The organism is Novosphingobium sp. YAF33 (assembly GCF_052113265.1).
Lineage (GTDB): Bacteria > Pseudomonadota > Alphaproteobacteria > Sphingomonadales > Sphingomonadaceae > Novosphingobium.
Genome location: NZ_JBFRCW010000010.1, coordinates 39,245 through 65,947 on the forward strand (window position 1 = coordinate 39,245; position 26,703 = coordinate 65,947).

The following is a 26,703-nucleotide window of genomic DNA, read 5'->3' on the forward strand; positions in this document are numbered from 1 at the left end:
TCTCCCGGACGTGTACGAGGGGACCAAGTTGTCCCCTCGCTTACTCAATAGTTCGCCTCGACGCGGCCGATCAGTAGTTGAACGTCAATTCCACCCCATAGGTCGCCGGTTGCCCGACATAGGCTGCGACAATTCCAAGGGTTCGATAGAGATCCGGGAATCTTCGCAGCAGATACTTGTTGTTGGTGATGTTCCGTCCGTAGACGGCTATTTCGATGTCGGGGTTGTCGAACTGGTAGGCGATCCGGCCGTTGAAGACACCATATCCCGGCACGCGTCCGAGGCTGTTCTCAGTGTCGTAGGCGGCCTTGGTCGCAGCGGATGCCTGATCGGCCGCCCTCACCGCGTCGAAATGCTGAGCCCCAATATAGGAATAGGCGCCCGTAACAGCGAAGCTGCCCGCACCCAGCGGAACCTTCTGGGTCGCGCTGACGTTGAGCTGCTCCTTGGGCAGCTGCAGCAGCGGCAATCCGCTCAGGTCGACAACACAGCCGTTTGTCACGCCCGATCCGTTGGTACAGCCACTGCCCGGGACCACCTGAATTTCGTTAAATGTGCCCTTGACGTACTTGCCGTCCTGAAGCGACCCGTTGAGGCTGACGGTCATACCCTTCCAGGGAACCGCAGTTGCTTCGGCCTCGACACCCCAGATCCGCACCTTGCCGTTGTTCTGGATATACTGCGTAACGCCAATCCCGGGAACGAAGCTGTTGACGATCGCCTGGTTGTCGCTCTTCCAAGTATGGAAGACCGCCGTATTGAAGCGCAGATGCCGATCGAAGAGATCCACCTTCAGACCTCCTTCGACATCCTTCACTTTTTCCGGCGAGAATGCCGGTAGCCCGCCTGCCCGCAGGTTCCAGCCGCCGGCCTTCGCCGCGCCGCGTGTCGCGACATACAGGAAGAGATCGTCCGTTGCCTGCCAGTCGAGACCGAGGTTCCATGCAGGATAGTGGAACTTGGCATTCTGGTCCTGATTACAGGTCGTGGCCGTGACCGGTTCGGTGGGAGTGACCGTGCAATTGATGCCGGTGGGCGTGCCTGCGACCGGCACGTCATAGGGCAGGCCATATATCTGGGCATTGTGCAAAACACTGTCCCTGGTGTCCCACGTGTAGCGGAAGCCACCGACGGCGCGCAGGCTCGAGGTCAGCTCCAGGTAGGCTTGCGCAAACAAGCCGAACGTCTTGTTGGTAACGTCCGCATTGGAATCGCGAATGAGGCCGCCGAAGATCTGGGATCGACTGAACTCGTAGCCGCTTTCTTTCCCGGCGTAGGCACCGGCGATGAAGCTGAGCCCGTCCGTTACGTTACCCGAAACCTGGAGTTCCTGGGAAAGGTAATAGGACCCCGATCCAGCGAAGGTCCCGAGCAAGGGAACCGCGGTACCATCGGTATCGCTCAGGCCGTAGTTCATCGAATGACGATAGCCAGTAATGGACTTCAGATTGAGTTGGCCCAGTTCGACATTAACGGTGCCGGAAAAACCGTATACTTCCAGAGTGTTGAACGGCTGCACCCCATAGAGAGCCTGCGCCTGCGGCGTGAGTCTGCCAATACCTGCCGGCACCGAGGTACCGGTAGCGGTATTGTCCCACCAGTTGTCCTTGGTCAGCAGACCTGCGGTGAGACCCGGTTGAAAGGGAGCAGGGACAATTGCGGGATTGAAGGTCCAAAGAGCAATCTGCTGCCCGCTGTTTCGCTGGCGGTTCCAGTCGCCGGAAAGAGTGACGTCCCAGCCATTGCCAATGTACTTGAGTTTACCGCGCAGGAATTTGCTGTTGTTGTCAGCAAAATCCCGACCTGTAAGTGGATTGTTCCCGTAGCCATCGCGATCGTTGATCGCGCCGCTGACGCGGATCGCCAGCCCTTCGGCCAAGGGGAGGTTGATCGTGGACTGAACACCGAGGTTGTTGTAGTTCCCAAACTCCGCCTTGAATCTGCCTTCGCGTTGGTCGGTTGGATCCTTGGTGATGATGTTGATAGCCCCGCCGGTCGTGTTCCGCCCGAAGAGCGTGCCCTGAGGTCCACGCAGCACCTCAAGGCGCTCGACATCCTGGATGTCGGTCATGCCGGTCGAAGGGCGCGGAATGTAGACACCGTCGACGTATGTCGCCACTGCCGGATCGTTGGCGAGGATCGGTTGAAGGTTTCCTTGTCCGCGAATGGCCACGAACACGATGCCATCGCCGCCCGCCGAACCGCGGCCGATCACCAGGCCGGGCGCCGTACGTTGAAGATCCACGACGTTTTCGACTTTGGCAGTCGTCAGTGCCTGGGAACTGAGCGCCGTTACCGCAATCGGCGTGGTCTGAAGACTCTCCTCGATCCGGCGAGCCGTAACGATGATGTCCTGGATCCCGGTAGTTTCGTTTGATTGTGTTTGCTGCGCGTGTGCGGGTTGCCCCCACGCAGCAATCAACGCGCCTGTCGCTATAGTCGCCAGTATGACAGCCTTGGTCATCCGTTCCTCCCACGTCGTTTTTGTTTTGCTCCGTGCCTGTTTCGGCACGTTGACGCGGGGGGGAGCCTAAGCGCGGGGGATTTTCCTCCATAGTGGTTGCGGAGTTAATGACTGCGGCGCGACATGTTTTGGCCGTCGCTCGATATGTTCAGGCGTCTGTCAGTGAACCTGCCGCGGCTGGCAGCGAAAGTCCTTGGGCGTTTGGCCGGTCGCCACACGGAACGCGGCCGAAAAAGCCGAGGTGCTGCTGAAGCCGCAGCGCCAGCTGATCTCCTTGATCCGCGTGCCGTCGCCGCGCAGCAGTTCCTTGGCGAGAGCAATCCGGCTGCGCGCAACGAATTCCCCCAGACTTACGCCAGTACCGTCCTTGAACACGCGCGCCACGTGCCGCACGCTCATATTGCAACCACGAGCGATGTCAGCAACTCCGAGCGGCGCCGCCAGATTATCCATCACATAGTCGACGATATGGCGCACTTGCCGTGTACTACGTGGGCTGCCGGCGCCGAATTCCTGTGTACTCACATGCCGAACGAGTTCCACGGCAAGTCCCATGAGCATGGATTCGATCAAGGCCTGGCTTGCGAATCCGGGTACACGAAGCTCTGCCGCCAGCCCCTCGAAAAAGCGCCTCATCGCGATATTTTGAACATCGGCACAAGGTTCCAGCCCGTGGAAGGGGCGTTCGCCATCGAAAAGTTCTTCGAGGAAGGCCTCGCCGAGCGCGACGCAAACGAGATGACGTTCCTGCAGGGCCGGCTCACCCACGTACTGACGGTGAGGCGGCATGTAGAGCATGTCGCCACTCGCCACGAACCCGTCCGAACGCCCCATCGAAAGCATGCTGCGACGAGGCTGGGTATTGAGGGAATAGTCGAGGTAATGCTTTTCAGGGCTGAACACGCCGCTGCAGGGCCGCACCCAATTGAAGTGCCGGATATCGACGCGGGCATCGTTCACCGATGCCAACGCTTCGATGTAGAAATCATCGACGCCGAACCTGTCCTGGCCGGTCCAATCGCTCTCCGGACGAAACATCGTTACCTCTGCCTCTTCTCTTTTTTTATGAGGGCATCAGATACCTGTGCCGCCTCCAGTTCCTCTATCTTCGGGTAGGTCGTCAAGATGCCCGAAAGTGCTGTCGGCAATTTATCCGTTGGCCCATGCGCGACACGATCTGGCCGAGTGACGGCATTGGCCGTGGATGGCGGAACGTTTCCCGGGGACTAGGCTGTTCTCGTCACAACGGGGAGACCTATGCATAACCTTTCGGTCAAAACCGGGTCCGTGCGATGAGAGCTCCGGACCCAGTCAAATCCGCCGATCGCTACCCTTGGTATGTGCTTGGCATCTTGACACTATCGCAGACTTGCCATGGGATCGACCGCGCGATCATCGGTCTGGTGCTCGCACCGGTAGGCAAGGAATTCTCACTCACCGACGGTCAGCTTGGCATTCTGGCCGGGTTTGCATACGGGATATTCTTCGCATTGGCCGCGCTGCCTTTCGGCATCGCGGTGGACAGCCTGAACCGGCGCAACCTGATGGCGATCGCACTCGCGCTTTGGAGCGGCGCAACAGCGCTATGCGGTCTGGCATCCGGTTTCTGGACGCTCCTACTCGGCAGGGCCGCGGTCGGCACCGCAGAAGCTGCCGGCTCTCCCACCGGAATGTCACTCCTTAGCGACTATTTCGGCGAGGAACGGCGGGCGACGGCTATCGGCATATGGTACCTGAGTTCGGGCATCGGTCTTGCCCTCGCCTTCCTGATTGGAGGGGCCATCGTTCAGGTCGGTGGGTGGCGATGGGCTTTTGCCGCAGCTGGACTGCCCGGCCTTGTTTTGGCGCCGATCCTGTTCCTGACCGTTCGTGAGCCGCAGCGAGGCGCCTACGACGATCCGGTGCCTGCACGGCCAGCCGAGGGCCAGCCCGGTCTTGCCGCACGCATCCTTCAACTCGCCGCGCGGCCGGGACTGTTCTTGTGCATAGCCGCCATCATTCTGATTGCGGCCGGCATCTACGGGATGAGCACCTGGCTTACGACGTTCCTCATTCGCGTTCATGGTATGCCGATCTCGCGCGCGGGCGTCACCATCGCCATTGCTTACGGCGGCCTCGGCTCGGTGGGCGGTTTCCTTGCCGGGTGGGCAATCGATCAGATAAATCGCCAGCGCGGCGGCTTCGATCCGGCAAGAACCGCCCTCTTTGGCGCGGTGATCCCCATTCTTACTGCCCTGACCGGGATCGGCACGGTGGTCGTTTCACAAACTGGTCCCATGCAAGCGCTCCTCATGGCCTGCGGCTTCCTGAGCGCCTCCTACAACGGCCCGATCTATGCGGTGATCGTCACGATAGCCGGCCCGCGCCTGCGCGGTCTTGCCGTATCGCTTGTGCAACTTGGCGCAAATCTGATCGGTGTTGGCGCCGGGACCTATCTGATCGGAGCTGTCAGCGACTTCGTGGGCGGGACCGAGGGAGTCGCATGGGGCATCGGGACGGCTATGCTGTTCACGTTTGCCGGTGGACTGGTGCTGTTGCTGGCATCGCGGTCCATTCGCCGCGCGCAGAAGAAACAAATCGCCTAAAGAATTATGGCCCGGCTCGTGCGAGCCGGGCCATTCCCGAAAACTTGAAATCTCTGTTCCCTATTGGGCCGCTTCGACGCGATCGCGGCGCCGGGCCTTGGCGGCCTCGATCCCCCTAAAGAGCGCCGTGGTATTGCCTGCGCCGGCATAGAACAGCGTGAAAAGGGGAATGAAATCGAGCTCTTCGTCAGTGAACTCCCCGTTGATCAAGGCGCCGTTCATCTGAATTTCCACGAGATCAGTGCGGCCGAGCATGGCTGTTGCACCGAGCACGAGCAGACGCTTCTCGCGCATCGACAGGACATCGCTTGCCCAAAGGTTGGCGAACTGATTACCGACGATCTCCTGGTTGAACGATGAGTTCCGGAATGGCAGCACCATGTCCGAGGAACCCGGCCCATAGACCTGATCAAAGGTTTCGAGACCCTTTTGCCACTGTGTTTCGTCGATACTCATGCCTTTTCTCCCAATACTGCTTCAAGGCCGACAACCGCCAGGTCGGTGCGGCGGGTCAGTTCGATAAGCGGAAGCGAAATCCCGTAGCTCTGCGCAAGGTCGATCGCGGCGTCGAGATCCTTTACCATCAGTGAGCGGGTATATTCGCGCACCGCCGCTTCGCTCTTGCTCGACGACGGGTCGTCGCGAATGGCCAGCATCAGCGGCCCCCCTACACTGTCGGAACTGGCCTCGATCACCTCGTTGAGCTGACGGATGTCGACGCCGGCGTTGCGGCACAATATCGACGCTTCGTATCCTGCGCGAAGTCCCCCAAAGACAATGACGTTTCGTGCAATCTTTGCAGCCATGCCGGAACCTGGACCGCCCATATGGGCAACGTGCTTGGCAAAGCCGTCAAGCACCGGCCGAACCCGGTCAATCACTTGATCGCTGCCGCCCACCAGACAGACGAGCCCGTGTTCGCGCGATTTCGGGCCGCCGGTCACGCCGCAATCCACCAACTCCACTCCGGCTTGCTCCGTAAGCCTGCGGATGGCGTTCAAGTCCTCGATCGAGACGGTCGCCACGAGAACGACGGTCATGCCCGGACGCGCCCGCGCAAGCACTCCATCGGGGCCGGTGAGCACGCTGATCGTCTGCTTTGCATCGACGACAGCGATGACGATCACGTCGGCCTGCTCGGCAACAGCGGCAGGGGAGCTCTCTACCGCGGGCACGCCGTCCAGCGTATCGGATGCATCCGGCCGGATGTCGTAGACTGCCGCGAGTTGCTTAGATCGTGCCAGGCATATGGCAACGCCGGCACCGATCTGACCCAACCCGATGACTCCTGCTTTTCCCATTTTCTACCTCTCATGCGCGGCGCCTCGGCCACTTGATCGACATGTTTCAAATCGTGGCATAGCTGGGCCGTCGACGTCATCCTGACAGCTGCCCGTTGGCCGAAACGCGACAAATTTACAGCTTCTCACGATGCATTTGCTTCGGCGGGGAGGTTTGTTGCGGCGCGTAAATATAGAAAGACCGCCAAAACCAGCACAAATGCTGTTGCCGCCATGCTGAGCTGCAACCCGCCGGCCGCAGCCTGAAGGCAGGCTCGAGTCATCGAACCTCCCGCGGCGCCCACGCAATCGCTCGCGTAACCGGCCCCATAGCGCCAGGCGGCAAGGTGATCGCTGAGATAGCCCAGGAGCACTGACCCCAGTCCAAGCCCCGCCACGGTCTGGCCGAAGGAATGAAGTGCCGCTGCCGAAGCGCGCATCCTGGGTTCGACGAGGGATTGGGTTATTGTCATTATTGCGGGCGTGAAGGCATAAAGCAGGGCCGTCGCACCAAACAGGAAGCCCACGAGCCAGCGCCAGTCGTCCTGGTAGATAGCGAGCAGATAGAGTGGAAAGGCTAGAGCAACGGCCGCCGCCGGTGCCCAGCCTCCCCAACGCAGGTCGCGGCGAAGAAGGCTCGCGATGACATATCCGCCGCTTGCCTGTCCCACCATCGTGGCAAGGCTGAACGACAATGCAAAGACGAGCCCGGCTTGCGACAAGGACAATTCATATCGCCGTACAAGCAGCGGAATCAGGAAGAGGTTGGTACCGAAGCCGACCATTCCTACAAATCCGCTCCCGGCGGTAAGGAAGAGGAAAGCGGGCGAACGGCCCAGCCTGCGCAGAACAGCGCCGAATTTTGGCGTATCGGCGCTCTTGCCGGCATCGATCCGAGCGGGCTCAGGGATCGTCGTTATCAGCATGCCCGCCAGAAGAATCCCGGGCAATCCAACGCAGACCAGGGCAAGGCGCCAGCCAAATGTCTGGGCGACCGCCCCTCCCGCAATTGCGGCAACCGCGCCGCCGATAGGGACCCCCAGCGCAATGAGCGAGAACACGACCGCCCTGCGGCTGGCCTCAAACCTGTCGGAAATCATGGAAACGAGGGCCGGCGTGAATCCTGCCTCTCCCACCCCTACTCCCATGCGGCAGATCAGGAGCTGAACGTAGCTCCCCGCCATGCCGGAAAGAGCCGTCATCAGCGACCAGATGACAGTGACGGCCGCGATGATCTTCACTCTGCTATACCGCTCGGCAAGACGGGCAAGTGGAATTCCAAGGACTGCGTAGAAGAGCGAGAAGGCCAATCCTCCAAGCATTCCAAGCTGGAGATCGGTGAGCTTGAGATCGCGGCGGATCGCCTCGCCAACCACCGCGATAATGGTGCGATCGATGAAATTGAGCATGTAGATTCCGCCCAGAAGCAGCAGAAACCAACGGTCACGCATCGTGAAACTGGACATAGGTTTGGCAGCTCTCCCTAGGCGGACTTTTTGCCTCGCATGAGACAGGTAGAACACTTTTTCTCTCAAGTGTATCATTTTTCACTTGATCGACGGCAAGACCTGCGCCACCACGCCGCCAACCTTGATTGAGGGGATCTTATTGCATGAAGAAGATAATCATCGCACTCATGGCACTTGGCCTGTCCGTTCCTGCGCTTGCCGACGGAGCAGCGGTAAAGCGGAACGACGCGGTCTATTCCGCGAACGGCACACGGATCGGCAAAGTTGAGCGGGTCCTGACGGATAGCGACGGTACCGCGACCGCTGTGCGCATCATCTTCCGCGGCAAGTTCATCACGATCCCTGTCGCCACGCTGACCGCCGGTGAAAAGGGCGTCACAACGAGCATGTCGACCGACGACATCAAGAAGCTCTAGGCGGATTTACCGGTCGGTCTCGCCGCGAGCCATGACTTTTTGAGGCGAACGGGCCGAGGCTCTTGCCAGCAGGTTCACGCAAGATCGGCGATGGCGCGAATGGGCCGGCTGATGCCGTCCCATTCGAGATGGGCTGCATGCATCCTCTGAAGCGATGCTTCCATGGCTCCCGACAGTTCCATCAATTCGATGAACCCCCCGTTGGCGGCCAGGGTATCGAACAATGCAAAGCGCTCACCCGAAGGCATCGTGCCGCTGAAAGCGATTTCATGACCTTCGGCCGAGAGCCGCTGAACGCCCTCCTCGTAGGGAATCCGCAGCATGACGTGATGGTAGCCCTCTCCGCTGCGATCCAGCATCTCGGTGAAGACGGATGGTCTCTCGTTCGTCTGCTGAAGAAGTTCGATCAGCAGGCCGCCGGAAAACCCGAAGGCGACCTTCAGTGCAACTTGCGTTGGCTCGCCTCGATAGATCTGGCCCGGTAACACCGGCACGTCGAAGACAAAAAAAGGTCCTGCCTTGATGACCCTCGTCCAGTGGTCGAGCGCACGGTCCATGTCGCGTACGACCTGGCATAGTTCGAGAATCGAGCCATTGGGTTGCATCAGCCCTTACTCCACTTCGCTGCGGCGGTCCGCAGCCCGTGACTGCGGGCCCGGTCAACCAATTGCCTGCGCCGCAGCGCGATATCCGAGGGCGGCAGCCGTCCTTCACCATCCCCAAGCGTCGCAAGATCGACGACGCGCACGTCGCGGATGAATGCCGCAGGATCGCTTCCCTCCGGCACGCCTTGCCAGCGCAGCAATACCCAGCCTTCCCCAAGCCCTGCGGTGTCGATCCAGTTGGCGATACCGGCATCCACGCCGGCGAGGACATAAGTGATCGTGCCGTCGGCGGAGGGCGCAACCTGTGAGCTAGCAAGACTTACCGTGCGCAGCATTGGATCGGGCGATATTGTCCAGGGGTCGGCAACCTGGATACCCGTGTAACGGCTTCCTGCTGGATCAATGGTGATGAGCAGCCCCTCGCCGTCCCCGAGCGCGAAACGACCTCCTGCAAGATAACCCCAGTCACCATCCCGCCCCTGAGGTCCGACTAGCCGATTGGGCTGCGGATACCCGAGAAAGTCGTCCTTGAAGCGCGACCAGAATGTCACCCAGGCTGGCATGTCGGCAATGATGGCGCGGGCGATATCCTCCTCGCTGCGTGGCATCGATGCATGCAATTGGTCGAGACGACTGACCCTGACTTCGGCGGGTACCTGTTCCCAGCCGCATTGGCTGTCGCGCGTGTAGACCTGAATGCGCGCACCACTCTCGGTTTTCAGATGGGCCGGCCCGCCGTCCCCAGGGCCCACCGTGACCGTCACGCGCCGACTTGAATCGCAGAGCGGCAACAGGTCTTGAAGAGTGAGCGCACCGAGATTTCGACCGAGGCCGGCATGGTGTTCGGGCTCGACCTCCGCAACGATGCTGAATTGGGGCGGATCGGCGGAGAAGCGGATTTGGACCGCGTACCCGCCATCGCCGTCGATCGGAATCTCGCGATTGATATTATCCGGATTATCGATCGCGACGGCGGCGCCGGGAAATATGTGACCGAACCAATCCCGAGGCGCATTGCTGATATTCCACACGACCTTGGGATCGGCGGGATCGCCGTTAGCTTCCCGCATAGCAAGGCCGAGGACCCATTGATCCAGCGCACGATCGAGGCCAATTCGCCCATCGAGCGTCTTTGATAGCGGATCGCCAAGCAGAATCTGCCGTGCGCTTTCGCGCGCAGCGCGAACGTCAGGCCGTTCGATGAGGCGCAGGGCCAGCCGCTCGGCTGAAGCCTGATCTTCCGTCCATAGCGGATTGACCGTCATGATATCGTTCCCACCCTACCGCCTTCAGCGAAGATCGTGCTTCCCGTAGTGTAGCTGGAGGCATCGCTAGCAAGCAGGATGGCCGCCCCGACAGCTTCGTCCGCGGCACCGAAGCGCTTGATGGCGTTCCGCTCTGCCAGCCCCAGACCCTTGTGGATTTCCGCTTCCTGCCCATCGGGGCTCATGGAACCGACGCACAGACAGTTCACGCGCGTGTGCGGGGCCTGCGACTTGGCAAGTTCCCTCACCAGAAAGTGGAGCGCTGCTTTCGATACTCCATAGGCGACAGCCGGCGGGATGGGCGTGAAACCGCCGCAGCTTTGCACCGAGATGATACTACCCTTCCCATGTGCCTTCATGTCGGCTTCGGTCAGTTCGGCCAGCCACCAGGTCGCCATGACGTTGACGTCGAACGCGGTGCGCCACACTTCGTCGGTGTTCGCCCAAAGCCCGCCATCGGCGGCATATACGACCCCGGCTGCAGCATTGTTGAAGATGATGTGGATCGGACCGAAGGCTTCGCGTGCGCAGGCCACGAGCCGCTCAAGATCACTCCTTTTCCCGGCGTCCGCGACAATGGCGGCAGCGCGGCCGCCGCCGGCCGCATTGATCTCTCCTGCCAGCCGTTCGAGACGATCCCCCGAACGGGCGGAGATCACCACATTCGCCCCCAGTTCGGCGTAAGCCCGCGCAACATGTTCCCCCACTCCCGGACCAACGCCGGTCAGGATTGCAGTGCGCCCGTCAAGGCGGAAACGGTCGAGAATGCCCATGGTCTCGTTCCCCAGGTCAGGCCTATGAATGGTCGAAAAGATGGCCGTAGCGCGTGTAGTATCCGGCAAGGCGCGCGTGTACCTCGGCCGGATCAATCCCGAACTGCTCCGGACTGTGCCGATGCCTCCCCAACCGGTTCGCTGCAGGATTCTCGGCAAGAAAGCGGGCGATGCGATCGCGGTGCTGCACCGAAAATGGCAGATCGAACCGGCTGTAGATGTGTTCGATTGCAGCCATTGGATCGCTGACGACATCGCGGTGAGCAAGGTCAACGATGCGACCTTCCAACGCCGGATCGCCCGACCGTGCTTCTGTCGCGCGCGCCATCGCCGCACACCAGGTGTCGACGACCGATCGCCCGATTGCCGCCAGGTCGTTCGCGCCGCCCACAGCAGCAAGGAAACCTGCAATCATGCTCGAGAGCGAGGAGAAGGTGAGAACCGGATCGCGGTGGGTCCAGACCAGCATCGCGCCGGGATAGGCCTGCAGCAGGCCTGGCAGGTCCATCAGATGCTGCGGCGACTTCAGCGTCCACCGTCCCTTCGGACCTTTCCACTGGAATTGCTGCAGCATTCTCCGATGCGTGCGATATTGCCCGTCGGGCACGGTTTCCTGCAGCCAGCGCGCAAAATCGGGAACACCGAGTTCGGCCGGAAAATTGGTGCTGGCGAAATGCAGCATCATCCCGTGATTGCATTCACCGGGCTGGGTACAATCCATCCGTTGGATGTCGGCCAGCTGCGGGGCATGCTTAAGCCAATTCTCGTAGATCGCCTGGACCTGGCCGATGCGCGGATCACTCTCGAAATTTGCTTCTTCAGGAGCGGGCCAGGGAATATACCATTCCCACTCGCGCGGCGCCCTCGCGGACGGATCGAGACAGAGCAGATCGTAGGTGATCGTTGTCCCTGTGCGCGGCAGACCGCAGACTATGAGAGGGTCGCCGAGATCCTGCTGCGTAATCTCCGGGTGGCGTTTCTCATCCTCGATGTAGCGCAGCCGGGTCGCCAGCAGGCCGACAATCTTCTCACTTACTGTCTGGCGCAGTTGCGGCGGCGGATCCATCGTCTCCACCGCCTCGACCAGACGTTGAAAGCCGGCCATGAACGAAAGGTCATTTCCGAAATCCGTAAGGCCCGTGAGATCGCGCGCGCGCGCGATCAGGGTTTGCGGTTCCAAAACCGCCGCTTCACAAGAGCCCGCGTTCATGCAGGCCGCTTTTCACGGTGCTGCGCCATTGCCGTACTTCTCCCAGGTGCCGCGATCCGGTATGGAATCCGGTCGCTCAGGCCTTGTCTTCGACCGGTGTCAGGTTCTTCATGAAAGCAACGAAATCCGGACCCAATTCAGGGATTGGCAAACCCAGACGTTCCGCGAGGTAGAGCGTCATGAAGTTGTCATTCAGCGACTTGTTGGTCTCAGGAATATTGCCGATACCAACCTGGCGGTCGAACGCGCCGATCGCCACCAGCGCCATGCGCAGTGCGACGACGATATCGTAGTATTCAAGGTTTCTCGCCGTCTGCCGGGTGGTCTCCTCCCAGATCGCGATCGTTTCTTGCTTGCTGGGCAGCCCTTCAAGCCGGGTAATGCCGAACCGGCGACCGAACAGGTCGTCGAAGTAAAGCCACCATGCGAGGTCGAGCTCGGCCGGTCCTAACGCTGCCAGTTCCCAGTCGATCAGCGCGTTGACGCGGCCATCGGGCGCGAACATGACGTTGGACGGTGTGGGATCGCCCCACAGTACGTTGACGGCCGCATCTTGCGGCATGTTGGCGCGCACATAAGCCATTGCCGTATCGACAATGGGCATTGCCCGCCCGCGTCCTGCGGCCTTGTGCCACGCTTCCAATGCACCGACGTATTGATCGAGGCCCGGCTCACCGTTTTCGGGTTGTGCGAGGAATTCGAACCCGTCGCGCCAGTCAATACTCGCCAGGCTGGCAAACGCCGATATGGCATTGGTAAAGGCCGCGCGCCGCTGCTCCGGCGCCATGTCGACCAGCCAGCCTTCAAGATTGTAGTTCGGCGTCTGCTTGGCGCATTCACCCGCCACTTTGCCCATCACGAGGAAAGGCAGGCCGAGAATCTCGGGATCGAGGTGCATCCCGATCCATGGCGGAACGGGGAGATCTCCGCGCGCATCGAGCGCGGCCATCATTTTCCCCTGAAGGGCCAGACTGCTGCCGAAGACGACTTCCAGGTCCATCGGCTGGCGGCGCACCACAAGTGTCTGCGCCTGGGGGCCTGCCTCGTCGACATAGTCGACCTCCACGAAGAAGATGTCGGCAGAGAAGCCCGCCCCCAATGTCACGTCGAGGGGGCGAACATGGATCTGGCGCCATTGCGGTTTCTGCCCGGCCAGCCAATCCTGCAACTGGACGGTAATGCGATCGGGGGTCAGCACGTCCATGATCACAGTCCCTTTGCAGCCAATGCGCGCTTCAGTTCGCTCGTGAGAGGACCCATGTCCTTGGGGGAGGAGCCGTGCAGTAGGATTTCGTCGGCGCCTGCATCAAGGAAGGACATCAGCTGATCGGCGCACTGCGCTGCCGTTCCCACTGCAGCCCCCTCGTCCAGCCACTGCTGGGGTATGAGACGGCTTACATCGACGAGTTCCTGACGCGTATAGGCCTGGTCGGCGGGCTTTCCGTTGAGCCCTGCAATCTTGGGGTGGGCGCGGATGTCGTCGAGCACCTTCTTGTCCCAGCCGTTGATGTCGACGATCAGGTCGCCAAAACCGGGGAGTTCGAAATAGGTGATCGCGCGCCCGCCGACGACGGCCTCTTCCTCGTCCTTGGGCAGATCGGGAGCGACAATGATATTATGGTAGATGCGCACTGACATCGGGTCGCGCCCTGCCTTTTCCGCGGCCTCGCGGACGATTCTGGCGCTGTTCTTCACGCCCTGCGCCGAAACGAAGGGGTGAAGCAGCACGCCGTCGCAGTGCTCGCCTGCAAATTCGAGGCTTTTTGGCCCGATCGCCGTGAAAATGATCGGCGGGGGCGTTCCTCCGTGGCGATCGGTCAGGTTGATGGCCGGAAACTTGCCGAGTATGCCGTCGTAATCGACCTTTTCACCGGCCCAGAGCCGGCGACAGATCGTGATCAGATCGGCAAGCCGCTCCATCGTGATGGGCGGGGATCCGAGCATCTTCATATAGGCCGGTACCGCGCGGGCGAACATGAGGCGGAAGCGTTCCCCGCTCATCGCTTGCATCATGTCCGCAACGCTTGCAGTCACCAGCGGATGGCGCATCGTCGCATACATGGTTCCCGTTATGCGGATCTTCGATGTGGCCTCAGCCACAGCGCCCGAGAGCACAGCCGGTTCCTTGAGCGCATAGCGTTCGGAGATCCACACGCACCCCAGGCCGATCCGCTCGGCTTCCCGGGCTTCTTCGATGCCGCGCCGCGGGTCGTTGACACGCCCCGGCAGAATATACGTGCCGAACCTGTCGAAAAGCGCCTGTGCTCCCGGTTCCACCGCCAGCGTCATTGAAATCCTCTCAGTTCGTTATGCGCCGCAGATTTGCGGCCGCGACTTTGATTGCAACCTGTCAAAAGACAGGCTCGGGATGAACCTCGACATAAAGACGTGTCAGCTTGAGCGAGGCGATCCTCCATGTCCCGGCCTGGCGGACGTAACGCTCCGTGTAATGACCAAATCCGGTGATGGATTGCGCGCCGGGTATTGGGCTCTTGCCCGGCGCCCAGACGACGCGGTCCTGCATAGCAGTCACGACGTTCGCCTCATCCCCTTTGAGATCGATCTCAGAGGAATGAACCTGATGGGCCGACCGGGCATCCGCCACTGCAAACCGCACCTGGTCGAGTATCGCCTCATGGCCGGTGATCGGCGCGTGTCCGGTATCCTCCTGTACGTCCATCACCGCGTCGCTGGTAAAAAGGTCGATGAACCCCTCCCAGTCCTTGGTATCGAGCATGCGGCAGTAGCGCGCCTTGACGTTGCGGATCGCCTCGTAATCGAGCAGCATCGAAAGTGCATCGTTCATCGCATCCGTCCTTCACCAGATGATGCGGGTATGCGCTCGCAGCGCCCGCTCGCGGATTGCCTCGGCGCGTTCGCGCGGTGCCACCAAAACGGTGCCTGCCGGCAAATACTGGCGGACCTCGTTCAATTTCACCTTCTTCATGCTGGGGGTTGGACGCTCGTCAGTGTTGAACCACCGTCCCTGCACCGCGCCGCTGGAATAGCCCGAGGTATCGAGCCAGTTGTGCACGCCCGGGTCGCGCGCGGAAATAACAGCCCGAAAGACGCCGTCGACGTCGACCACGGCCTGCGCAGCATTGAGGCTGGACTGATTGTGATACCAGTCAGTCGTTTCGTAGAGCTCGTTGGTCAGGATCAAGGACCAGTACCCGACCTCCTTCGGGATCCGCACTTCGGTTATGAGGGCCTCGTCCTCGGCGAGTTCGTAGGCGCCTTCATAGTACGACTGCCGAGCAAGACCCGTCATCTGCGAGAAATCAGCCACTTTCAGAGTGTTGATCAACCCTTCGTCCCGCAGCTTCTGGACCTTGTCGGGAAATGCCATCGCACATACCGCCGCCGTCATGGGAATCTCCGCGAACCGGTGCGCGAGCTGGGCGAGGCTTGGTCTTCCCTTGGCGGCATGTTCGGCATCCAGGCGGACGATGCCGAAGCGAGGCTCGCGCTCACAACCCCAGTCGCAGGCCACGATCCTCACCATCAACTTTTCCGTCTCGGGCTTGAGCTCCCACCAGTCGCCGTCATAATCGGCGGGACGCTGCGGCGAGAGGATAACGTCGAAACTGCCGTCAGGCGCAATCCGCAGGTCATCGAAATCATTCGCATCCTGGGCGGGATGATGCTTCCCCGTGCGGAGCGTGTCGGGACCGAGCTGGGCCAGGATCATCATTCGCGTGGTGCCGCGATCGCCGCGAATGCGGTAAGTGCCGCCCTTCTCGATCAGCGCCGCCTTGTAAATGGTGTCTGCGTTGGGCTGGAAGATGTTCTGGCAGATATTGAGTTCGGGGACGAAGATCGGATGACTACGATCGTGCATGATCGCATCGTTCGCGGTCCTGAGCACTCCGGAGAGCAAGAGCCGCATCGATTCCTGCATGACATGCGGATCGCTGCGGAGACGCTCGGGAATGCGATCGCGCATCTGCTGACCCAGCGGACGAAGCTGGTCGAGAAGGTCTTCCCATTCGAATACGCCGTTATCGCTCATATCGCTCTCCACCTTTCTGCGACCGATCCATGCTGCACCTTGGGTCGCTCCGCTTTCCGGCATCGTCGTCAAGGCCGCGATTGTCGTCATCCCCGCACGAACCTCGCGCCTAGTCAGTGACAAGCAGCGCGCGCAGCGCCGCGCGCTGTTCCTCATCGATTCCGGCAGCGGCAAAATAACCGTCGACGCCGCCCCACCGGCTCTCCATCTCGTCAAAGGCGCGCGCGAGGAAACTGTCCTGAACGCCGATCAGCACCGCGACCATTTCGTCGGGCGGCACGAAGCCGAACGTCTTTTCAAGGTCACGCTTGAGATGATCCGACATGCGCAGATTTTCCCCGAAGACATCGGACTTGCGGTAATCTTCGGCAATCACCGCTCGCGGAACGCCCAGAAGTTCCAAGAGTAGTCCCACGACGACCCCGGTCCTGTCCTTGCCGGCCGTACAATGAACCAGCATCGGTGTTTCGCGGGAAAGAAGTGCCTCAACCATTGTCGGCAAATGGCGCAGGAAAGCCTGGGGCATCAGGCCATAGTTATGCGCCATTACTTCCGACGCGCGCGAGGCACTCGGCTCCTGCCCGAGCGATGCCCACATATCCTCCCCTTGCGCGCGCAGGTCGGTATTCATGTCGAGATTGAGAAGCCTGCAATCCGGTCCGCACCAATCGTGTGGTGCCGATTGACGTTCAATGTCCGAGCGCAGATCCGCAACGCTGCGAAAACCAAGCCTCACCAGTTCTTCGCGGTGATCTTCCACGAAACTGGCCGGCCCCTCGGACCGGAAAAGAATGCCGTGCCGAACCCTTCGGCCGTCTGAGGTAGGCGTTCCGCCGATATCGCGAAAGTTCAGGCGGGATAGCGCGAGGGTCATCGTCTCAGCCCTCCACCGGGGGGAAGCTCGGGATCAGCGTTCGCATTTGTGCAAGCAATTCTGGAGACATCCAGACATGTTCAACGAAATGCCCGAGCGTTGGGCGCTCGTCGGTATAGACATAGCGCAGCATGTCTCCGACCGCGCCTTCGAACACCACCGGGTGGCGCTCCTGATCGATCGAGCCCAGATGCGCTTCCCAATTCGCCATTGGCCCGCCGATCCGGGTCGCGATATGATGGAAGCGGATAGCAAGCTCATCCCCTTGCGGCAGGAAATCCCTGAACAGCGGCGCAGTGTCGCCCACCGGCTCGATCAGTTCGATTTCGACGCCCCCCACGACCGCAATGGCGATCTTGAGCACCGGCTTGCCTGTGGGATCTTCCCCTGGCTGGATGTTGCACATCTCGAAGAAGCCGGGCGTACCGTATTCCTGCTTGAGCCTCGCCATGGCAGTGGGCAGGTCATTGGTGACGTAGGCGACCTGACTGTGCAGGCTGTTTGGCCGGGCGAACATGCAATCCTCCTGATGTTAGGCTCCAGACTGGCGGCGAAATACCCTCTCGCACCTGCCGTCCGGTCAGTTGGCCGACATCTTCCCGCCATCGACGACGAGCGTGTCACCGGTGTGGTATGCTGCCATGTCGCTCGCCAGATAGACCACAGCGCCTTCCAGGTCGGCCGGGGTTCCTGCCCTTCCCAGCGGCGCTTTCGATGCGACGATATCGGCGATCTTTCGGCCGATCTCCGGGTCCGCGAACGTCATTTCCGTCTCGATGAAGCCGGGCGCTATGACATTGCAGCGCACACCGAAGTGGCCGAGCTCCGCTGCCAGCGCCTTGGCAAGCGCATTGAGCGCCCCCTTGGCGATACCGTAATGCGCCATTGTCGGCACACCCTGGAAGATCGAGCCGCTGCCGCAAATGATCAGGGAGCCCCCCGGATCGCCAGCCTCGGCGCGGGCCTTCATGTGGCGTGCACCTTCGCGCAGCGTGAAGACCGCGCCGTCGAGATTGACGTCGATCAGCTGACGATACCGTGTAACGTCCATTTCGGTGAAGGGCACCTGGCTTGCGATGCCTGCGTTTGCAACGAGCGTGTCGATCCGCCCCATGGCTTCGAGCGCGCGTGAGAACCCGGCGACGATGGCCGGCTCACTGGCCACATCCACACTGTCAGCAAAGACCCGGACTCCATAGGCGCGCAGGGCCGCAGCAGCCTCCTCGTTCTTCTCCCGCCGGCGTCCCCAGATCACGATGTCGCTGCCTGCACGGGCAAGCCCCCGCGCGAAGCCGAAGCCAAGCCCGGAATTTGCCCCTGTGACCAGTGCCACTTTGCCGCTGAGGTCGAACAGGTTCTCCGGCACGCTCTATCTCCCTGTGACCGCTTTGAAGTCTGGCCCGCTCGGCGAAAGATTGCCCGTTGCGGCCTTCACATCAACAATCGGAACGTTCGCAGCCCTGCCAAAGCCATCGCCAAACGGCCTTAGTGCATCAGGGCATCCCGGAACTGCCGCGGGGTCACTCCGGTCGCCTTGCGAAATGCGGCGGAGAACGCCGCGGGACTATCGAAACCGCATTCCCACGCGATGACCTTGATAGCCATCTCGGTCTGGCTGAGCCTCTCCTTGGCTCTGAAGATTTTGCGCTCGGTGACGTAGCTGGTGAGCGTTTCGCCGGTGGCAGCTCGGAACGATCGGAAAAAATGACGCGTGGAAAGACCGCAATCTTTTGCCATTTCGGCAATTGAGGGCGGCTTTCCAGGCATTTCGATCCGCTCGTTAATTCGCTCCATTTGACGGCGCGAGAGTGCGCTGCGCGCGCTTCGATCCCCCGTATTCAGCCGCAAATACCGCTGCAACTCTATAGCCGCCTCGAGCCACATTGCCTGCACCAGCAATTCGCTGCAAAACCCGGGCTGTGCAATTTCGCCCGCAATACGCCTCAGAGCTGCACGCACCGCCGCGCTGCGAACGTCGAGCAATGCCAAACCCAAATCGGCTGTTGGACGGCGCGCGTCCGCGAGATCGAAACCGACTCCGTCAAATCCGCAACAGATGGATTTCTGCTCACCGTCACCCCAGCGCGTATGCAACCTGCTTCCCTCAGGAACGAAGATAATTTCGCCCAGCGCTCCCTCCCCGCCGCTTTCAAAGCCGCCACGCGGACGGCCTGGCCGCGGCGACAAGGCAAGATCCAGAAACCCACGATGCGAAGTGAAGATGCCTTCCTGCCGCCCGAAAAAACGGTAGCGATGGAGTTCCATCACCACGCCAGGAAGTTCGATGCGCCCTTCGACCCTGCACTCCATCTCCGGAGTGGCTGGCAGGTCGTAGATTTGTGAAACAGTGTCCATCAAACTCTCCCAGGCGCCCTTTCCCGAAATCCGCCGCGCACGGCGACTGGCGTTATGAAGCAGGATTTGGCAGAGCTGCGATGCCCGATCACCTTGCCTAGGACAGGGTCCATCTCCTTAAATGCGGCAAAGGCCAAGGGAGAGTGACATGGTCGATTCCGCTCAGAAGGGGGCAACGCACCCCAACGTTATAGATATCACCGACCTTCATCACCCCGTGCTCGACGAAATCCAGAAGCAGGTGCTCGCCGGCGCCGAAGCTGCCGCTGCGCATATTGTGTTCGAGCCGCAGGTCATTCTGACAGCCGCCATGGCGCAGACGGGCCTTTCGGATTTCGGCGCCCAGGACTTTCAGGAACGTCTGGCGGTCTGGTGCCAGTCCATCGACGAGGACGAAAACGCCTCTGCCGTGACACGGGCAAATCTGTTCCAGATGATGATCCGCTATGCAGCAACACGTTTGCGCGTCGAGGATATCGTGAAGCGACACCCCGAGATTCTCGAAATACCGATCGAGAGGCCGATCATTGTTGCCGGCCTTCCAAGGTCCGGTACGACGCACTTGCTGGGGCTGCTTGCGGCAGACAGCCGGTTTCGTTCCTTGCCCTGGTGGGAGGCAATCGCGCCGGTAGCGGCGCCCGATGAAACGCCTACGACCCAAGATTCCAACCCGCGCTGGACAAAGGCCGAACAAGGCTGGCGAACGATGGAATCCATCCTGCCTTACATGGCTATCATGCACGAGTTCTCGCCCGATCACATCAGCGAGGACATCGAGCTGCAGGCTGTCGATTTCTCCTCCTACCTCATAGAATGGCTTGCCCTCGTGCCGCGCTGGCGGGACTACTATCTCAGTCACGATCAATCCGGAACATACGCTTATTTGCGCAAATGCCTCCAAGTCTTGACGTTCCTTAAGGGGCCCAATCGGTGGGTCATCAAGTGCCCGCAGCACATGGAACAGCTACCGGCCCTCTACAAGACATTCCCGGATGCGACTTTCGTGCTGACCCATCGCGATCCCGTCGGCTCAATCCGCTCGCAGCTTACGATGTACACTTACGCTGCCCGGATGCTGCGCAAGACCGTCGATATCGCGGAACCGCTCGGCTACTGGCCCGATCGGTATCAGAGGTTGCTGCGTGCCTGCGTCAGGGACCGCGATGTCCTGCCAGCGGACCAGACAATCGATGTCTATTTCGATGAATGGACGCAAGCCCCGGACCGGATACTGAGAGAGATTTATCGCATCGCAGGCGTTGAGCTGACGGACGAAGCGTTGGCTGAACTCCATCGCTATCTCGCCGAGCACGGCGAACAATCGAAAGGAAAGATCGTCTACGACCTGGAACGAGATTTCCTTGTCACAGCGGAAGAGCTGCGCCGGCCGTTCGGGTTCTATTTCGACCGCTTCGATGTCGAGGTTGAAGTGACGTAACTTCCTTCCCCGACCTGTCTTTCGGCAGGTCGTGAGCCGAGGCGCGCTCGCTAACAGCCATGCATCGACCAGACTCCAGCAGAGGAATGCCATGCCTGAATTGAATGTCATTACCCGTGACGGCTCGCAGCAGACGATCGCGGCTTCCGCGAATGCATCGGTAATGGAAGCCATTCGCGATTCCGGCCTCGACGAACTTCTGGCTCTTTGCGGCGGCTGCTGCTCCTGTGCGACATGCCATGTCTACGTCGATCCCTCGTTTGCAGCGACGCTGCCTCCGGTGACGGAGGATGAAAGCGACTTGCTGGATGGGTCGCCTCACCGCGGCGACAGGTCACGACTGTCGTGTCAGCTGATGATGACGGATGCGTTGTCCGGTCTTACCGTGACTATCGCGCCCGAGGATTGATAATACCAATAGACTGAACAGAGAAAGAGAGAGAGGACAAACGTGGCCTGGAAAGAATCAATTCGCGAACAACTGGACGTGTCCGCTTCCCCGTTGCTCACCGATGCCCAGAAGAAGATGGTCAAGCACTGGACCGACCTTCAGGAAACCCTGAACGCGGGTGACTTCGATGGCATGGACCGCTTTTTCCATTCCGACTTTCGGTATGGAAACCCCAACCGGCCGGATCTTGGCACTTACGATCAGTGGAAGACCTCGCCGGTTGCGCTGTACAAGACCTTCTTCCCCGCCGCCTACAAGACCATCGACGCGGTAGGCAAGGGCGACGACGAGATCTGGATCTATGCGACCCACTACTGCAAGCACGTAGGCGGCCCGTACATGGGCGTGCAACCGACCGGCAACGAGTTCCAGGTGAACTGGTTCTCGATCGTCAAGTTCAAGGACGAAAAGATCGTCAGCATCTTCAGCATTTCGGACGTTCTCTCGATGCTCAAGGACATCGGTGTGATCGACGTGGCGCAGCCCGTCGACCCCTACAAGTGATTTGCACTTGCTCCCGCCGCGTTGTTCACTCGACAGGCGGGAGCAAGGCCGCCAGCAGAAAAGTGGCCAAATGGGCTGCCTGCTGGTCGGCGTGGTCCGCGTCGACCTCATGCCCGGCGCCCAGTCGTTGCTGCATCGGGACCGCGCAGAAATAGTATCCAACGCCCTGCACAAGCAGGGCCATCAGGGCAGCCGTCGAAAGGCCGTGGACGGGCCGCTGGCGCCTAACCGCATCGAGAAGATCGTCCAGCCTTCGCTGGAATGGCCGCACGAAGTGCTCGACGATGTGATCCAGTCGCCAGGTCGAACGGCAACCTTCGACGTTGGTAAGCGCGACTATGTCGCCGTTTCTCGCCGCCCACAGACAGAACCGCTCCACCAGGTGCCGCAGACGCACTTCGGCGTCAGCCTGCTCGTCGAAAGCAATTTCAACGAAGGGAGAGGCCTGGGCCATCCGCCAATCGACCGCACGGACCCACAGATCCTCCTTTCGTCCGAAACGTACATTCAGGAGATTGTGGCTGACGCCCAGCCGCTTCGAGAGGTCGCGCAAGGTCGTTGCCTCGTATCCGCGCTCTGCAAATGTGGCGAACGCAAGGCCCAGAAGCTTGTCCTCATCCAGCGCCAGGTCGGCATTCTGGGCAGGACGGCCGCGGGCGCGCTGAGGTCTATCGAGCATCTGGAAGGCCATATTCAAAAGTCATTGACTTATAAATTGTCACGCGTCAATTTAATCAAAAGGGAGAGTGGATAGACGTTATGAGTCTCGAGAATGATCTCTGGTGGGCGGTAGCCCGTTCCGAGGAAGTGACCTCCCAGAAGCCCCTGTCGGTCGATATTGGCGATCAGCCGCTCGTGCTGTGGCGGGATAACCAGGGCATTGCGCGCGCGCTCGAGGATCGCTGCCCGCACCGCAGGGCTCCTCTCTCGCTCGGCTGCATCCGCGACAATGGCTGGATTCAGTGCGGCTATCACGGATGGAGCTATGACGGCGAGACCGGGCGCCTGAAGGAAATCCCGAACATGAAGGACCAGCAGAAGTTTCCGCCGGTCTACAAGGCCAACGCGTTCGGCGTGTTCGAACAAGGCGGCTTTGTACGTGTGTGCCTGGACCCGAAGGCGAAAGTTCCACTAATAGCCGAGGACAAGTATAACTACTGCGGCACTGCAAACGTGAGTTGCAGCCATCAGGAGTATCTCAATGCGCTCTATGACGATCCCAGCCTGATCCTCAAGATCAGGGGAGTCCGCTTCACGCCATATCTCATGTCTGAACTTCATGAAGAAGATGGCATGCTGGTGATGGAGCGCAATTGTCAGTGGAGCACGCCGCACTGGCCATCGCACTTTGTGTCGGAATTTCCGCTGACGTTGCTGACGCGAACGCACCCGCAGACCGGTCAAACCACGCTCATCCTGCGGGACGATCAATTCAACGAGCTAATGCGAGCGATGCTGTGTCCCGTTCCCTCGGCGCGGGGCGTCACGGCTGTGCGTTGGAGATCTGCACTGGGCGTGCGCCAACCCGGCCTGCACGGCGCAATTCTGCGGGGAATCAATCCGCTTTCGGTACTGTCATCGGTAGACGGATCCAGGCTGCGTGCCACGAAACCCACCGTCTCACTGCACGGCGAGGACCTGCGCAGCGCAATGCTCGAACAGACACCGCTCGTGCGCGACAAGACCGAAGCGGCCTGAAGGAGAAACTAGAGATGCTTGAAGTCGCTGATCGTTCCGCCGAACACGACGGAAGTCCCCCTTCCGGCACCGGCACCGGCACCGGCTCCGGTCAGATCGCGCTGAATGCGATCAATCGCTGGGTGCCCCACAATATCGTCATGCGCGATACGTGGTTTCCAGTCGCGCACAATTATTCTGTGACGGCCAAGCCCGTCCGACGTGCGGTCTATTCCTATCCGGTTTTTCTCTGGCGCGAGAACGGCACCGTGATCGCCAGTGAATTCCATCCGAACGAACGGATAGCGCGCGACAAGAGCGAATATACCGACGCCCGCGGGTGCTATCCGGTGATGGAGCACTACGGCGTCGTGTGGGTCTGGTTCGGCAATCCGCTCGCAGCAGATCCGGTACACCTTCCGAGCCTGCCGTTCCTGCCGCCGGACGGCGGACTTCCGCGGCACATGACCGCGACGGTACGCTTTGAGAGCGCTGCACCGATCAGCCTCGAAAACCTGATCGACCTTACGCACGCCGATTTCCTTCATGCCGATGTCGTGGGGGATGAGCGATCGGACAGCGAGACAGTGGAAACCTTCTACGACAGCGAAACAGTCACTATGGTTCGCACCTGCGTGAACAAGTCGGTCGCGCCGGTAATGAAGTTCTTCAGCGGCATCAGGCAGCCCACGCAAAACGTGCGCCAGGTCATTCGCATCTACCTCCGCTCGCACTGCGCGATCGCCTATGGCCGGTTCAGCCCAGGGGACGACGTCCCTCTTTTCCATCCGTGCACGCCCGAAACGCGGGATCGCACGCGCATGGAAATGGTGATGAACACGACCAATGCCGGGCTCATGTTCCGTCATGTCATGCCCAAAGCTGGCTACAAGGTCTCGCGCCAGGACAGCTACATGACCTCCCCGCAAAGCCCGCGCTACATGCGTCATACCGACCGCAAGGACCTCCACAGCAAGTTCGACCAGGCTGGTCAGCGTTACCGCATGGCGATGATGGAGTTAGCCGATCGGCAAGCCAACGGCGATTTCGCCTATCGCGACAACGTCAGCGCAGATTGCAGCGAGATCATCGGACTTCGCAACGAACTCTTCCGGTTCTGACCTGACCTCTCCCCTTGGGCGGACATTAGTGTCCGCCCTTTTTTTATCTTCGGAGTACTCATGCCCGAGCTTGTCAATGCCGTTGGCGCGGAGCGCCGCTGGTGGGGCGTCATGCCCACTCTTTCCGCCCCGATCATGGCCGGCATTGGCCAGCAAATGGAGCAGGTCGGATTCGAAGGCTGCTTCTCTCTGCAGATTTACGGCCCTCCGTTCATTCCGATGACGGCGACTGCCGCACTGACCCGTAGCCTCAAGGTCGGCACTGGCGTGGCTATCGTCGGCACGCGCAGTCCTCTCGAAACGGCCTATGCGGCGATAGAAGTTGACCGAATCTCCGAAGGGCGCTTCGTGCTGGGCCTTGGCTCCAGCATCAAGAGCTGCGTGACCGGCATGTACGGAGAGCCGGAACGCAAGCTGTTGACGCACCTGCGGGAGAGCGTCGGCGTCATCCGTTACGTGATCGCCAATGCGCATAAGGGCCTCGATCCGATCAAGGGCGAATACTTCACCGCCGATTTCGAGGAAATGATGCTGACCCCGCCGCCGGTTCGCGAGCGCGTTCCGATCTGGATCGCGGCGCTCCAGGACAAGATGACCGCGCTGGCGCTCGAAATCGGCGACGGGCTCATGGTGCACGCCCTTTGGTCTGCGGCCTATACCAGGAGCAAATTGCCCTTCATAAATGAGACACTGGCAAAGCACGGCCGCAGACGTCAGGATATCGAGATTAATGCGTGGCCCTGGATCGCGGTCAACGACGACAAACAGCAGGCGATCAACGACAGCCGGGCTACGGTTGCCGCCTATTCCGGCTACAAGGAATATGAGCCATTCTTCGAGGCGATCGGCTTTGGAGATCAGGCACGGGCCTGCCAACTGAGCCTCGGCGAACATGGAGACATTGCAAAAGTGATCGGCAATGTCTCCGACGAGATGGTGGAGGCGTTCGTCACCTGCGGACCGGTCGATGAGGTGCTTGAGAAGATCGAACCCTTCTGGGAGGTGGTCGATTCGCTTTGCCCGATGACGCCTTACCGCGATCTAACGCTGGAACAGTTGACCCAGTACAATTCAGGCCTCTTCCAATTGGTCGCTGCCGCTAAGACACGAGCAGGCACGGCAATTCCGGCGCCGGCCTGATCAGCGTAGCCTATTGCACCATTTGTCGAGAAAGAATGCCACGGGCCGGCGTCGGGGATTAAGATTGCCCCCGCGCATGCCCGTGCAGGCGAAACGCGAAATTGGTTCCACCGGGCCATGGTACGCAGCGGATGTGTGCGCTGCCCACCTTGTCATCGCTGCCTGCTGCGGAATCCGGACCATCAGATTGGCAGGCTTTGGTGCGATGAAGGCTCGATTGCGGTTTGCTGGCGGCGACGGAGCGACCGGATTTTGGCGACGCAAAGCGTACTCTCAACGCGAAAATACTGAATGGATGTGCGGCTCGCCAACGCCTGGTTCAAGAACGGCCGACGGCGATCGAATAAGGCAGATCACCCATGTGCGATCGAACTTGACCACCAGTCCAACTCGGTTGCCTCCTGGAAAATGCGAAACCGTACTTGCTCGCATGCGAGAGCCACTACGTCGGGGGCTGCCGCCAGCCCGCAGAATGTGCATCGGATCATCTCGTCCATATAGTCATGCGGATCGCTTATTCCGCGAACGAGGCGCCGCCGAGCTTCGACAGTCATTCCCACGATGAGGTCTACGGCGGCGTCCGCCGATGTGAACATTATCTGGCCACCATCCCTGGCACCCTCCAGCGCATCGCGAACCATGAGGTCAAACGCTCGCTCGCGCGCAAAATAATCCACAAAGTCGATGCGGCAGGTAAAGCCTCCCCACCGCGGATCGTGTAGCGCGCGCAGCATCACCATCATCGCACCGCCCACGGCCCGCACCAGTGGATCAGAAATATCCTCGAACAAGCGGCGATAATCGGCGATCATGCCCACCGTCATCGCCTCTGCCAACTCCTCGACTACCGCATCGATGGATTCGAAATACTTGTAGAAACTCCCACGCGAGACGTCCGCCAGCTTGATCACGTCGTCGATGAGGACATGCTGCGCGGCCTGGCCTGGCTGGTAGAGTTCAAGTACCGCCTCAATCAGCCTCTGCCGCATCCGCTCGCGCCGCAGCGCTGCTGCCTTGCTGCGCGGATCCGGCTCTTGAAGGTGGGAGGCAACCGAGGACATGCT

Annotated in this window: 27 protein-coding genes; 8 read left to right on the forward strand and 19 right to left on the reverse strand. The window is 60.5% G+C overall.

Annotation, left to right across the window (positions count from 1 at the left end):
* Positions 1-70: 70 nt before the first annotated feature.
* Positions 71-2,464 (reverse strand): TonB-dependent receptor, encoded by a 2,394-nt coding sequence (locus AB4Z00_RS19730; protein WP_133085091.1) that lies wholly within the window; start codon positions 2,462-2,464, stop codon positions 71-73.
* 159 nt (positions 2,465-2,623) lie between these two features.
* Positions 2,624-3,502 (reverse strand): AraC family transcriptional regulator, encoded by an 879-nt coding sequence (locus AB4Z00_RS19735; protein WP_133085090.1) that lies wholly within the window; start codon positions 3,500-3,502, stop codon positions 2,624-2,626.
* A 314-nt stretch (positions 3,503-3,816) separates the two neighbouring features.
* Here AB4Z00_RS19735 and AB4Z00_RS19740 point away from each other — a divergent pair, with 314 nt between their 5' ends.
* Positions 3,817-5,049, forward strand: a complete 1,233-nt coding sequence (locus tag AB4Z00_RS19740) for a spinster family MFS transporter (RefSeq protein WP_236549389.1) — start codon at positions 3,817-3,819, stop codon at positions 5,047-5,049.
* Between the two features lie 60 nt (positions 5,050-5,109).
* Here AB4Z00_RS19740 and AB4Z00_RS19745 read toward each other — a convergent pair whose 3' ends face one another.
* The 3 genes from AB4Z00_RS19745 to AB4Z00_RS19755 form a co-directional block, all read right to left on the reverse strand.
* Positions 5,110-5,505 (reverse strand): carboxymuconolactone decarboxylase family protein, encoded by a 396-nt coding sequence (locus AB4Z00_RS19745; protein WP_133085088.1) that lies wholly within the window; start codon positions 5,503-5,505, stop codon positions 5,110-5,112.
* The gene (locus AB4Z00_RS19750) at positions 5,502-6,350 is read right to left on the reverse strand and encodes an NAD(P)-dependent oxidoreductase (RefSeq protein ID WP_133085087.1); all 849 of its coding nucleotides are present in this window, start codon (positions 6,348-6,350) and stop codon (positions 5,502-5,504) included. The genes AB4Z00_RS19745 and AB4Z00_RS19750 overlap by 4 nt, the downstream gene beginning before the upstream one ends.
* Before the next feature lie 125 nt (positions 6,351-6,475).
* Positions 6,476-7,795, reverse strand: a complete 1,320-nt coding sequence (locus tag AB4Z00_RS19755) for an MFS transporter (RefSeq protein WP_133085086.1) — start codon at positions 7,793-7,795, stop codon at positions 6,476-6,478.
* A gap of 146 nt (positions 7,796-7,941) precedes the next feature.
* Here AB4Z00_RS19755 and AB4Z00_RS19760 point away from each other — a divergent pair, with 146 nt between their 5' ends.
* Positions 7,942-8,214, forward strand: coding sequence for a PRC-barrel domain-containing protein (locus AB4Z00_RS19760; protein ID WP_133085085.1), 273 nt, complete (start codon positions 7,942-7,944; stop codon positions 8,212-8,214).
* Positions 8,215-8,288: 74 nt separating this feature from the next.
* Here AB4Z00_RS19760 and AB4Z00_RS19765 read toward each other — a convergent pair whose 3' ends face one another.
* The 12 genes from AB4Z00_RS19765 to AB4Z00_RS19820 form a co-directional block, all read right to left on the reverse strand.
* A complete protein-coding gene (locus AB4Z00_RS19765; RefSeq protein ID WP_255490519.1) occupies positions 8,289-8,819 on the reverse strand; it encodes a VOC family protein in 531 nt (176 codons plus the stop codon).
* Positions 8,819-10,084 carry a hypothetical protein gene (locus AB4Z00_RS19770; protein ID WP_133085083.1) on the reverse strand — a complete coding sequence of 422 codons (1,266 nt, stop codon included), beginning with the start codon at positions 10,082-10,084 and terminating at the stop codon, positions 8,819-8,821. Before AB4Z00_RS19770 ends, AB4Z00_RS19765 begins: the two co-directional genes overlap by 1 nt.
* Positions 10,081-10,857 carry an SDR family NAD(P)-dependent oxidoreductase gene (locus AB4Z00_RS19775; RefSeq protein WP_133085082.1) on the reverse strand — a complete coding sequence of 259 codons (777 nt, stop codon included), beginning with the start codon at positions 10,855-10,857 and terminating at the stop codon, positions 10,081-10,083. The genes AB4Z00_RS19770 and AB4Z00_RS19775 overlap by 4 nt, the downstream gene beginning before the upstream one ends.
* 22 nt (positions 10,858-10,879) lie before the next feature.
* Positions 10,880-12,067 carry a sulfotransferase family protein gene (locus AB4Z00_RS19780; protein WP_133085081.1) on the reverse strand — a complete coding sequence of 396 codons (1,188 nt, stop codon included), beginning with the start codon at positions 12,065-12,067 and terminating at the stop codon, positions 10,880-10,882.
* Between the two features lie 76 nt (positions 12,068-12,143).
* Entirely contained in the window at positions 12,144-13,271 is a 1,128-nt protein-coding gene (locus tag AB4Z00_RS19785) for a phosphotransferase family protein (RefSeq protein ID WP_133085080.1), read from the reverse strand.
* Positions 13,272-13,273: 2 nt separating this feature from the next.
* Complete coding sequence (locus tag AB4Z00_RS19790) at positions 13,274-14,356, reverse strand: TIGR03857 family LLM class F420-dependent oxidoreductase (protein WP_133085079.1); 1,083 nt, start codon at positions 14,354-14,356, stop codon at positions 13,274-13,276.
* A gap of 61 nt (positions 14,357-14,417) precedes the next feature.
* Positions 14,418-14,873 (reverse strand): nuclear transport factor 2 family protein, encoded by a 456-nt coding sequence (locus AB4Z00_RS19795; RefSeq protein WP_133085078.1) that lies wholly within the window; start codon positions 14,871-14,873, stop codon positions 14,418-14,420.
* 12 nt (positions 14,874-14,885) lie between these two features.
* Positions 14,886-16,169: a DUF1214 domain-containing protein gene (locus tag AB4Z00_RS19800; protein ID WP_236549392.1), complete on the reverse strand. Its 1,284-nt coding sequence runs from the start codon at positions 16,167-16,169 to the stop codon at positions 14,886-14,888.
* Between the two features lie 19 nt (positions 16,170-16,188).
* Positions 16,189-16,953: a tyrosine-protein phosphatase gene (locus AB4Z00_RS19805; RefSeq protein WP_133085076.1), complete on the reverse strand. Its 765-nt coding sequence runs from the start codon at positions 16,951-16,953 to the stop codon at positions 16,189-16,191.
* 4 nt (positions 16,954-16,957) lie between these two features.
* Positions 16,958-17,470, reverse strand: a complete 513-nt coding sequence (locus AB4Z00_RS19810) for a VOC family protein (protein ID WP_133085075.1) — start codon at positions 17,468-17,470, stop codon at positions 16,958-16,960.
* A 63-nt stretch (positions 17,471-17,533) separates the two neighbouring features.
* Positions 17,534-18,319 carry an SDR family NAD(P)-dependent oxidoreductase gene (locus AB4Z00_RS19815; protein ID WP_133085074.1) on the reverse strand — a complete coding sequence of 262 codons (786 nt, stop codon included), beginning with the start codon at positions 18,317-18,319 and terminating at the stop codon, positions 17,534-17,536.
* Positions 18,320-18,438: 119 nt separating this feature from the next.
* Positions 18,439-19,308, reverse strand: coding sequence for a helix-turn-helix transcriptional regulator (locus tag AB4Z00_RS19820; RefSeq protein ID WP_133085073.1), 870 nt, complete (start codon positions 19,306-19,308; stop codon positions 18,439-18,441).
* A 148-nt stretch (positions 19,309-19,456) separates the two neighbouring features.
* Between AB4Z00_RS19820 and AB4Z00_RS19825 the strand changes: the two genes are divergently transcribed.
* From AB4Z00_RS19825 to AB4Z00_RS19835, 3 genes are all read left to right on the forward strand, one after another.
* Positions 19,457-20,746, forward strand: a complete 1,290-nt coding sequence (locus AB4Z00_RS19825; RefSeq protein ID WP_133085072.1) for a sulfotransferase family protein — start codon at positions 19,457-19,459, stop codon at positions 20,744-20,746.
* Positions 20,747-20,837: 91 nt separating this feature from the next.
* Positions 20,838-21,155, forward strand: coding sequence for a 2Fe-2S iron-sulfur cluster-binding protein (locus AB4Z00_RS19830; protein ID WP_133085071.1), 318 nt, complete (start codon positions 20,838-20,840; stop codon positions 21,153-21,155).
* A gap of 42 nt (positions 21,156-21,197) precedes the next feature.
* A complete protein-coding gene (locus AB4Z00_RS19835; RefSeq protein WP_442046987.1) occupies positions 21,198-21,701 on the forward strand; it encodes an ester cyclase in 504 nt (167 codons plus the stop codon).
* A gap of 25 nt (positions 21,702-21,726) precedes the next feature.
* Here the strand turns inward: AB4Z00_RS19835 and AB4Z00_RS19840 are convergent, their stop codons facing one another.
* Entirely contained in the window at positions 21,727-22,392 is a 666-nt protein-coding gene (locus AB4Z00_RS19840) for a TetR/AcrR family transcriptional regulator (protein ID WP_133085069.1), read from the reverse strand.
* A 68-nt stretch (positions 22,393-22,460) separates the two neighbouring features.
* Between AB4Z00_RS19840 and AB4Z00_RS19845 the strand changes: the two genes are divergently transcribed.
* The 3 genes from AB4Z00_RS19845 to AB4Z00_RS19855 are packed head-to-tail and all read left to right on the forward strand — an operon-like array spanning position 22,461 to position 25,639.
* Positions 22,461-23,399, forward strand: coding sequence for a Rieske (2Fe-2S) protein (locus AB4Z00_RS19845; RefSeq protein ID WP_133085068.1), 939 nt, complete (start codon positions 22,461-22,463; stop codon positions 23,397-23,399).
* 14 nt (positions 23,400-23,413) lie between these two features.
* Positions 23,414-24,499, forward strand: a complete 1,086-nt coding sequence (locus tag AB4Z00_RS19850) for an aromatic ring-hydroxylating dioxygenase subunit alpha (protein WP_236549395.1) — start codon at positions 23,414-23,416, stop codon at positions 24,497-24,499.
* Positions 24,500-24,559: 60 nt separating this feature from the next.
* Positions 24,560-25,639, forward strand: coding sequence for an LLM class flavin-dependent oxidoreductase (locus tag AB4Z00_RS19855; protein ID WP_133085067.1), 1,080 nt, complete (start codon positions 24,560-24,562; stop codon positions 25,637-25,639).
* A gap of 353 nt (positions 25,640-25,992) precedes the next feature.
* Here AB4Z00_RS19855 and AB4Z00_RS19860 read toward each other — a convergent pair whose 3' ends face one another.
* Positions 25,993-26,700 carry a TetR/AcrR family transcriptional regulator gene (locus AB4Z00_RS19860; protein WP_133085066.1) on the reverse strand — a complete coding sequence of 236 codons (708 nt, stop codon included), beginning with the start codon at positions 26,698-26,700 and terminating at the stop codon, positions 25,993-25,995.
* Between the last annotated feature and the right edge of the window lie 3 nt (positions 26,701-26,703).